1 protein-coding gene is annotated in these 740 nt (G+C 53.8%); it reads left to right on the forward strand.

Translation table 11 applies throughout. The features are described from left to right. Positions 1–740, forward strand: a 740-nt coding sequence (gene nadR / locus K5E19_RS23170) for a multifunctional transcriptional regulator/nicotinamide-nucleotide adenylyltransferase/ribosylnicotinamide kinase NadR (protein ID WP_221553277.1), incomplete at both ends; no start/stop codon positions are given.

Here is a 740-nt window from a genome sequence, read left to right on the forward strand (position 1 = left end):
ATCTGATTCAGCGCGCCTGTAGCCAGGTGGATGAGCTGCATATCATCATGGGTTACGATGACACGCGTGACCGCGCGTTGTTCGAAGACAGCGCCATGTCCCAGCAGCCGACTGTCTCAGACCGTCTGCGCTGGCTACTGCAGACGTTCAAATACCAAAAAAATATTCGTATTCATGGCTTTAACGAAGAGGGCATGGAACCGTATCCGCACGGCTGGGATGTGTGGAGTAACGGCATCAAAGCCTTTATGGAAGAGAAGGGGATAGCCCCGAACTGGATCTATACCTCTGAAGAGTCCGATGCACCGCAGTTCCGCGAACATCTCGGAACGGAAACGGTATTGATCGATCCTAAGCGCACCTTCATGAACATCAGCGGTGCGCAAATCCGCGAAAACCCCTTCCGCTACTGGGATTACATCCCAACGGAAGTGAAGCCGTTCTTCGTGCGCACGGTGGCGATTCTGGGCGGGGAATCGAGCGGTAAATCTACGCTGGTCAACAAGCTGGCGAATATCTTCAACACCACCAGTGCCTGGGAGTACGGGCGCGATTACGTCTTCTCACACCTGGGCGGCGATGAGATGGCGCTCCAGTATTCCGATTACGACAAAATCGCGCTGGGCCATGCGCAGTACATTGATTTCGCGGTGAAATACGCGAACAAAGTGGCGTTTGTGGATACGGATTTCGTGACCACTCAGGCGTTCTGTAAAAAGTACGAGGGCCGTGAACATCCG

The sequence above is a fragment of the Enterobacter sp. RIT637 genome, assembly GCF_019718755.1.
GTDB lineage: Bacteria > Pseudomonadota > Gammaproteobacteria > Enterobacterales > Enterobacteriaceae > Enterobacter.